Origin of the sequence: Bradyrhizobium sp. (assembly GCF_036009065.1) — a bacterium.
Lineage (GTDB): Bacteria > Pseudomonadota > Alphaproteobacteria > Rhizobiales > Xanthobacteraceae > Bradyrhizobium.
Map to the genome: position 1 here is coordinate 1 of NZ_DASYMN010000406.1, position 8,626 is coordinate 8,626.

General features: G+C 64.9%; 4 protein-coding genes. All 4 read left to right on the forward strand.

What is annotated here, in order from left to right:
- The first annotated feature begins 124 nt into the window (after nucleotides 1-124).
- From VGP39_RS24655 to VGP39_RS24670, 4 genes are read left to right on the forward strand one after another with little or no spacing between them, the layout of a single operon-like run.
- Nucleotides 125-3,412, forward strand: coding sequence for a transglutaminase family protein (locus VGP39_RS24655; protein ID WP_327570702.1), 3,288 nt, complete (start codon nucleotides 125-127; stop codon nucleotides 3,410-3,412).
- Nucleotides 3,413-3,431: 19 nt separating this feature from the next.
- Entirely contained in the window at nucleotides 3,432-5,939 is a 2,508-nt protein-coding gene (locus VGP39_RS24660) for a circularly permuted type 2 ATP-grasp protein (RefSeq protein ID WP_327570703.1), read from the forward strand.
- The gene (locus tag VGP39_RS24665) at nucleotides 5,936-6,814 is read left to right on the forward strand and encodes a transglutaminase family protein (RefSeq protein WP_327570704.1); all 879 of its coding nucleotides are present in this window, start codon (nucleotides 5,936-5,938) and stop codon (nucleotides 6,812-6,814) included. The genes VGP39_RS24660 and VGP39_RS24665 overlap by 4 nt, the downstream gene beginning before the upstream one ends.
- Nucleotides 6,811-8,001 (forward strand): NAD(P)/FAD-dependent oxidoreductase, encoded by a 1,191-nt coding sequence (locus VGP39_RS24670; protein WP_327570705.1) that lies wholly within the window; start codon nucleotides 6,811-6,813, stop codon nucleotides 7,999-8,001. The genes VGP39_RS24665 and VGP39_RS24670 overlap by 4 nt, the downstream gene beginning before the upstream one ends.
- Nucleotides 8,002-8,626 lie beyond the last annotated feature (625 nt).

Consider the following 8,626-nt stretch of genomic DNA (forward strand, 5'->3'; position numbering starts at 1 on the left):
GGACCATCCCGGAACGACGATACTTGCCCCCGCATCTCTCATAGGCACTCCATGCCCGTTGTTAGTGCTTGATCGGGGCCTGCAGCGGTGTTCTGCTTAAAAAAGCTGCTGGAGTTGCCTCACCTTGTCGATCTTCGTCGCACTACGTCACGTTACGCATTACAAATACGACCGTCCGATCGATCTCGGCCCGCAAACCATCCGGCTGCGTCCGGCGCCGCACACGCGCACGCCGATCCTGAGCTATTCGCTCAAAGTCACGCCCCCCAATCATTTCGTGAACTGGCAGCAGGATCCGCAAGGCAATTGGCTGGCGCGGTTCGTGTTTCCGGAAAAGGCGACGGAACTGAAGATCGAAGTCGACTTCACGGCGCAGATGACCGTGATCAATCCGTTCGATTTCTTTGTCGAGCCTTATGCCGACAGTTTTCCGTTTGCCTACACCGATGATCTCAAGACCGGACTCGCGCCGTATCTTGCGACCATCGAGCCTGGACCGCTGTTCGCGAGATATCTCGCGGGCATTCCGCGGGAGGCGCCGAGCACGGTCAATTTCCTGGTCGACCTCAATGCAAAACTGCGCGACCAGGTCCGCTACATCATCCGCATGGAGCCCGGCATCCAGACGCCGGAGGACACCCTGGCATCCGGCGCGGGATCGTGCCGCGATTCGGCGTGGCTGCTCATTCAAACGCTGCGGCACCTCGGTCTCGCGGCGCGCTTCGTCTCCGGCTATCTCATTCAATTGCGTCCCGATATCGATCCGGTCGAGGGACCGCGCGAGGTCGAAAACGATTTTACCGATCTGCACGCATGGGCCGAAGTCTATCTTCCCGGCGCCGGCTGGATCGGGTTCGACGTCACCTCGGGCATGCTGACCGGTGAGGGGCATATCCCCGTCGCCGCCACGCCGCATTATCGTTCGGCCGCGCCGATCTCAGGCAGCGCCGGCTTTGCGGAAGTCGAGTTTGGGTTCGAGATGAACGTCAAGCGCATCCGCGAAGCGCCGCGGATCACCAAGCCTTTCTCCGACGAAGCCTGGGCGCGCCTTGACAAGCTTGGCGAGCAGGTCGATGCCGATCTCAAAGCCGGCGACGTGCGCCTGACCATGGGTGGCGAGCCGACCTTCGTCTCCGTCGATGACCTTGAGTCGCCGGAATGGAATATCGCCGCGGTCGGCCCGACCAAGCGCGGCCTTGCCGATGATCTTATCCGGCGGATGCGCACGCGCTTTGCGCCGGGCGGCCTGCTGCATTACGGGCAGGGCAAATGGTATCCCGGCGAAAGCCTGCCGCGCTGGGCCTTCGGGCTGTACTGGCGCAAGGACGGCGTGCCGATCTGGAAGAACGACAGCCTGATTGCCACCGTCGAGGGCCCGCGCAAGGCCGGCATCGCCGAGGCCGAACGCTTCGCGGAAGCGGCTGCCAAAAAGCTCGGGGTGGATTCCGAGTTCATCATGCCGGCGTTCGAGGATCCCTCGCACTGGCTGCAGAAGGAAGCCGGCCTGCCGCCGAATGTCGATCCCGGCGACTCCAAGCTCGCCGATCCCGAAGAGCGCTCGCGCATGGCGCGGGTGTTTGATCAGGGGCTCAACATCCCGAAGGGGTTCGTGTTGCCGATCCAGCGCTGGAACGCGGAAGCGAGCCGGTCCTCCGCGCGATGGAAGAGCGAGCGCTGGAAACTGCGCCGCGGCAACCTGTTCCTCACCCCCGGCGATTCCCCGATGGGATTGCGGCTGCCGCTGTCATCGCTGCCGCATATTCCCGCCGAAGATTATCCTTACGTCGTCGAGCAGGACCCGCTGGAGCCGCGCGAGGCGCTTCCGGTATATGACGCGACGGCTCGAACCGGCGCGGCGCCGCCTCAACAGGTGCAGGAGCAGCAACTCAGGGGCGGCGGCGTGCGCACGGCGATGTCGATCGAAATCCGCGACGGCATTTTGTGCGCATTCATGCCGCCGGTCGAGAAGCTGGAGGATTATCTCGAACTGGTCACGGCGGTGGAGGCGACCGCCGAGGAGATGCAGATGCAGGTGCACGTCGAGGGCTATCCGCCGCCATTCGATCCGCGCGTCGAAGTCATCAAGGTGACGCCCGATCCCGGCGTGATCGAAATCAATGTCCAGCCGGCGCAAAGCTGGCGTGAAGCCGTCGATATCACCTTCGGCCTTTATGAAGATGCCGCGCAGGTCCGGCTCGGTGCCAATCGTTTTCTCGTCGATGGCAGACACACCGGCACCGGCGGCGGCAATCATGTGGTGGTCGGCGGCGGTACGCCTTCGGATTCGCCGTTCCTGCGCCGCCCGGATTTGCTCAAGAGCCTTGTCTTGTATTGGCAGCGGCATCCATCGCTGTCCTACATGTTCTCCGGCATGTTCATCGGGCCGACCAGCCAGGCGCCGCGCATCGACGAGGCCCGCCACGACGGCCTCTATGAACTGGAGATCGCGCTGGCGCATGTGCCGCCGGCGGGAATCAAGGCGCCGCTATGGCTGGTCGATCGTCTGTTCCGGCACATCCTGGTGGATATCACGGGCAACACCCACCGCGCCGAAATCTGCATCGACAAGCTCTACTCTCCCGACGGCGCCACCGGCCGGCTCGGCCTGGTCGAATTCCGCGCGCTGGAGATGCCGCCCGACCCGCGGATGTCGCTGGCGCAGCAGCTGCTGATCCGCGCGCTGGTCGCCAAATTGTGGCGCGAGCCGCAGGACGGCAAGTTCGTGCGCTGGGGCACCACGCTGCACGACCGCTTCATGCTGCCACATTTCCTCTGGGAAGATTTTTTAGGCGTGCTCGCCGAACTGAAGCAATGCGGCTACGATTTTTCGCCTGATTGGTACGAGGCGCAGCTCGAATTTCGCTTTCCGGCGTTCGGCCGGGTTCAGCACGGCGGCGTCGCGCTGGAAGTCCGCCAAGCGCTGGAGCCCTGGCATGTGCTGGGCGAGGAGGGCTCGGCCGGGGGCACCGTGCGCTATGTCGATTCGTCGGTCGAGCGCTTGCAGATCAAGGCCTCGGGTTTTGTCGAGGGCCGCCATGTGGTCACCTGCAATGGACGGCGGATGCCGATGACGCAGACCGGCCGCTCCGGCGAGGCAGTCGCGGGGGTCCGCTTCAAGGCCTGGCAGCCGGCGTCGGGCCTGCATCCGACCATTCCGGTGCACGCGCCGCTCACATTCGACATTGTCGATATCTGGAATGGCCTGTCGCTGGGAGGCTGCGTCTATCACGTCGCCCATCCCGGCGGGCGCACTTACGAGACCAAACCCGTCAATTCCTACGAAGCCGAGGCGCGGCGGCTGGCACGGTTTCAGGACCACGGCCATACACCGGGCAAGATCGACCCGCCGCGCGAGGAACGCACGATCGAATTCCCGTTGACCCTCGACTTGCGGACGCCGCTCCGCCATTGAGATGTGCTAGAAGAATCGCATGGTGAGGCAAGCCGGAACTAGTCAGGCAAGCAAGGCCCGTCCGGGGCATCGCCGCGTGGCGCTATGGACCCGCGACTACGTCCGCCTGCCCGGAATTCCCGACGAATACATCGCGCAGGACGGCGCGCCGCGCGAAGTCTGGACCCGGTTTTTCGAGGCGTTCGCGGCACTGACGCCTGCCGATATCGAACGGCGCTTCGGCGCCGCCGACCGGCATCTGCGCGAAGCCGGCGTCACCTATCGCGCGCCCGGCGAAGCCGCCGACAAACTGTGGCCGCTCAGCCATCTGCCGCTGCTGATCGGTGACGCCGAATGGCAGGAATTATGCGCGGCCATCGTACAACGCGCGGAGCTGCTGGAGCTGGTGCTGAACGATCTCTACGGCGAGGGCCGCCTGGTCGCGGAAGGCGCGGTGCCGGCGGCGGCCATCGCCGGCAGTGCGGAATATCTGCGCTCGGTGTGCGGCGTCAAGCCGCCCGGCGGGCGATACCTCAATCTCTATGCCGCAGACATCGGCCGCGGCCCCGACGGGGGTTGGTGGGTCCTGAACGATCGCACGCAAGCGCCCTCGGGAGCCGGCTATGCGCTGGAAAACCGGCTGGTGTTGTCGCGCGCCTTCGCTTCTCTGTACAAGTCGATGAATGTCGAACGGGTGGCGCCGTTCTTCGAGGCGTTTCGCGAAAGCCTGCGCGCCAGCGCCGACCGCGACGAACCGCGCATCGGGCTGCTGACGCCGGGCCAGTTCAGCGAAACCTATTTCGAGCACGCCACGCTGGCGCGCTATCTCGGATTCCTGCTGGTCGAGGGCGACGATCTCGCCGTCAGCGGCGACCGTATCCATATCCGCACCGTCGCCGGGCTGAAGCGGCTCGATGTGCTGCTGCGCCGGGTGGATTCCAACTTTCTCGATCCGCTTGAGCTTGACGCCCACTCGGAACTCGGTGTGCCCGGCCTGATCGATGTGATCCGCAAGAAAGGTGTCGTCGTCGCCAATATGCCGGGGTCTGGCGTGATGGAAGCGCGTGCGCTGCTGGGCTTCCTGCCGAGCCTGAGCCGGCGCTTTTTCAGCCAGGAATTGAAGATACCGCACATCGCGACGTGGTGGTGCGGCCAAAAGTCCGCGCGCGAGCAGGTGCTGTCGCGGCTCGACGATTTCGCCATCGAAGGCGCCTATGTCAGGGGCGTGCCCGGCTTTCCCGGCAACGGCCCGGTGCTGGCTTCCGAGCTCTCGCCAAGCGAGCGCGATCGGCTGAAGACGGCGATCGAACATCGCGGCCTCGATTTTGTCGGCCAGGAACTGGTGCGGCTGTCGACCACGCCGGTGTGGGACAATGGCCACATCACGCCGCGGCCGTTCGTGCTGCGGGTGTTCGCGGCTGCCACGCAGGACGGCTGGACCGTTATGCCCGGCGGCTTCTGCCGGATCGCAGACCAGCTCGATGCGCGTGCGGTTTCGATGGGCGATGGCACCCGCGCGGCCGACGTCTGGGTCGTCTCCGACAAGGCGGTTTCGACCACCACGCTGCTGCCGGCCTCGGATAGCGTGCGGATCAGGCGCGTCGCAGGCGTGCTGCCGAGCCGCGCCGCCGACAACCTGTTTTGGCTGGGGCGCTATCTCGAGCGCGCCGAGGCGACGTTGCGCCTGGTGCGCGCGCTCGGCCTGCAGCGCGATCACAGCCGCGCCGCGACCTCGCAGCATTCGGTGGACCGCATTGTGCGGTTGCTGGTGGCCTGGGGCGCGGCGTCATCGGGCGCGCGGTCGCAGACGGCGAGGATCGCAACGGAAGCGCTGCAGGCCGCGGACAAGTTCGGCTCGGCGCTGTCCCTGATCCGCTCCGCGCGGCGAACGGCGGCCTCATTGCGCGAACGGCTGTCGCCGGATGCCTGGCAGGTCATCACCGAGATGGAGGCGCGGCTGTCCGAGGAAGTCCACGATGATGACGGCGTGGTCAGCGCCGCCGAATTGACGCTGCGCGAGCTTGCGACGTTCTCGGGCCTCTCGCAGGAGAACATGAACCGCGCCGCCGGTTGGCGCTTTCTCGATATGGGCCGCCGCGCCGAACGCGCCATCAACACGGCGCGCCTCGCGCGCCAGTTTGCCTATGAAGAAGCCGGCGATGAAGACCTCGACATCCTGCTGACGCTGGTGGATTGCCAGATCACCTACCGTTCGCGCTATCTGGTCGCGCCCTTGCTGGCCCCGGTGCGCGATCTCGTGATACTCGATCCCTATAATCCGAGATCGGTAGCGTTTCAGGTTTCCGCGCTGAACGATCACATCGCCGGCCTGCCGGCGTTGAACGAGGGCGGCTTGATCGAGCGCCCGCACCGGCTTGCGGTTGCGCTGCGGGCGACACTGACGACCGGCGAAGCCGCGGAACTGGACAGCAAATCGCTGTTCGCGCTGGAGCAGGACTTGCTCACGCTCGCCGACGCCATCGGCTCGCATTATTTCCCGCACGGCGCCAGTGCGAGTCGGCCCGAAAAACTGACCGGCCTCGCGTGATCTACGACATCCGCCACGTCACGACGTACAGCTATGAGAGTCCGGTCAGCTTCGCGCGGTGCTCGCTGCGGCTGGAGCCGAAAAGCGGCGACGGCCAGCAACTGGTGTCGCATGTGGTCGATATCAGGCCGCGGCCCGCCGACCGGACGGCGCGCTCCGACTTCTTCGGAACGCGCATCGAAACCGTGCTGATCGAAACGCCGCATCGTACCCTGCGCATCGATTCCCGTTCGCGGATAACTCTGTCCCGCCGTGCGCCGGGCCGCAACGCCGACAGCCCCGCATGGGAAAGTGTCCGCGAAGCCGCCTTCGAGGCCAACACATTGGGGGCTGCGTCGCCGATCGGCTACGTCTTTGCGAGTCCATTGGTGCCGGTGCTCGATCTCGGTACGGCTTACGCCGCGGAAAGCTTTCCTCCGGGGCGCGGGATCTTGGCCGGCACCGTTGATCTAATGCATCGCGTCCGCACCCAATTCAAATACGATAAGAAGGCGACGGTGGTCTCCACGCCGCTAAGGGAAGTGTTCGAGAAGCGCCACGGCGTGTGCCAGGATTTTGCCCATGCCATGATCGCAGGACTGCGCGGACTCGGGCTGCCGGCGGCCTATGTCAGCGGCTATCTGCGCACCATCCCGCCGCCGGACAAGCCGCGGCTGCAGGGCGCCGACGCCACCCATGCGTGGGTATCGGTGTGGTGCGGCGAGGAAATCGGCTGGGTCGGCTTCGACCCGACCAACGATATTCTGGTCGCGAACGACCACATCGTGCTCGCTGTCGGGCGGGATTTTTGCGACGTCTCGCCGGTGGACGGCGTGATCGTGGGATCGCGCAGGCAGAAGCTCGGCGTCGCGGTAGATGTGCTGCTGGTGGAATGAGCCTGGCTCGCCCGTCGATCTTCTACGACGTCATCATCCTCGGCGCGGGAGCGGCGGGGTTGATGTGTGCCGGCATCGCTGCCAGGCGCGGCCGCTCGGTGCTGGTACTGGAGCAGGCGAGGCATCCCGGCGAAAAGATCCGGATCTCCGGCGGCGGGCGATGCAATTTCACCAACCTTCACACCTCGCCTGCGAATTTTCTGTCCGACAATCCGCGGTTCTGCCATTCGGCGCTCAACGGATACACCCAGTACGACTTCATCGCGCTGGTCGAGACCTACGGCATCGCCTGGCACGAAAAGACGCGCGGGCAATTGTTCTGCGATGGCTCGTCGCGGCAGATCATCGACCTGCTAAGACAAGAATGCCGAAGCGCGCAATTGCGCCTCGGCGTTCGCGTCTCGGCCATCGCGAAAGGCGAGGAGGGCTTTGTCGTTACGACGGATCAAGGCGAGTTTCGCGGCGGCTCGCTGGTGGTCGCCACCGGCGGGCCGTCGATTCCGAAAATGGGTGCCAGCGGATTCGGCTACAGGATCGCCGAGCAGTTCAACCTCAAGATCGTGCCGCCGCGCGCGGCGCTGGTGCCGCTGACATTTGACGCGAACCTGCTTGGAAAATTCAGGGATCTGTCCGGCGTTTCGGTCGATTGCGTTGTGAGTTGCGGCAAGACCCGTTTCGATGAGGCGCTGCTGTTCACGCATCGCGGACTGAGCGGCCCGGCAATTTTGCAGATATCGTCGTACTGGCGTGCGGGCGAGGACATTGTCATCGACATGGCACCGGAGCGCGATGTCCTCGCAATGCTGAAACAGTTGCGCCGCGACCATCCGCGGCAGGAACTGGCGACGGCGCTGGCCGGGCTACTCCCTAAGCGGCTCGCCCAGACCGTCGCCGACATGATCGGCGGTCCTGATCGGCTTGCGGATTTTTCCGACAAGCTTTTGTCGAGGGTGACTGCGGCTTTGAAGGCGTGGCACGTCAGGCCCAACGGGACCGAGGGTTATCGCACCGCGGAGGTGACGCTCGGCGGCGTCGACACCACTGAACTGTCCTCGAAGACATTCGAATCGAAATCCGTGCCTGGGCTGTATTTCATCGGCGAGGTGGTGGATGTCACCGGCCATCTCGGCGGCTTCAATTTCCAGTGGGCCTGGTCATCCGGCCATGCCGCGGGTCGGCATGTCTGAGTCCGGGGCTATGGTGCGGGCTGCCGGATCTTACGTCGTCCCCGCGCAGGCGCTAAGGCATGCACACATCGTTACAGCACATTTCCGAGCCACACATTCAACCGTCATCCTGAGGAGCCGCGCGCTTGCGCGGCGTCTCGAAGGATGGCCGCGGGCACTTGTGGCCCTCCTTCGAGGCTCGCCGAAGACGGCGAGCACCTCAGGATGACGGCAGCGTTGGTCTTTTCGTCAGCAAAAAAGATGTGTGCATGCCCTAGCGCCTGCGCGGGGACCATACCCCCTGGCGGTTATGATTTCAGCGAGGCGGTTCAACAAGGATACTGACGCTAACCAGAACATCGGCGACACAGGTCCCCGCCTGCGGGGGCGACGCTGAGGATATGGCAGCGTCTTGCGTTAAATTTTTAATCCACAGTTTCAAACAGCCAAGCTTCCGTGTTCTCGCGGCGCACTGCGTCCGAGGTTTGCCAGTCCTCGCGAACCCCGCGAGGGGATGGAGCGGCGGGAGGCGCCAGGGCACCAGCGGGTACCCTTGGAGGCGGGATTAACGTACCCACCTCGCGCGGCAAGGCACCGCGCGCGCCCAAGGCAGGCGCTGCGCCTCCCGGCGCTCCACCTGGCCATC

Coding starts and splice junctions, on each gene's coding strand:
- VGP39_RS24670 (WP_327570705.1), top strand. CDS start 6,811: ATGAGCCTGGCTCGCCCGTCGATCTTCTACGACGTCATCATCCTCGGC.
- VGP39_RS24660 (WP_327570703.1), top strand. CDS start 3,432: ATGGTGAGGCAAGCCGGAACTAGTCAGGCAAGCAAGGCCCGTCCGGGG.